This is a genomic window from Methylobacterium nigriterrae (assembly GCF_037106235.1).
Classification (GTDB): Bacteria; Pseudomonadota; Alphaproteobacteria; order Rhizobiales; family Beijerinckiaceae; genus Methylobacterium; species Methylobacterium nigriterrae.
On record NZ_JBAWTG010000935.1, the window covers coordinates 1 to 265 of the forward strand.

At 66.4% G+C, this 265-nt stretch carries 1 pseudogene; it reads left to right on the plus strand.

Annotated features, from left to right (window positions below):
- Positions 1-167: pseudogene (locus tag WDW90_RS39750) on the plus strand (DDE-type integrase/transposase/recombinase); the annotation flags it as partial.
- Between the last annotated feature and the right edge of the window lie 98 nt (positions 168-265).

Genomic DNA, 265 nt, shown 5'->3' on the forward strand with positions numbered 1-265 from the left:
GATGCTCTCGGCCGAGCCGCTGCTCGGCCCTGACCGGATCGGCACCGATGGCGCTGGTCCCTATCCGCCAGCCCTCGCCGAGAGCCGCAAGGAGGGCCTTGCTACCCCACGCGCCGATCCACTACGTCACCAAGCACCTGCAGCAAGGGATCGAGAGCGATCACTTTGAACCGCTCCAGGTTTCCCGGAGGCTGATTGGCTTGGATCAGGCGGCCAAGGCTTGCACCTCGGCTTGGGTATAGTAGCGCGCTTCCGCCTCGGCGGG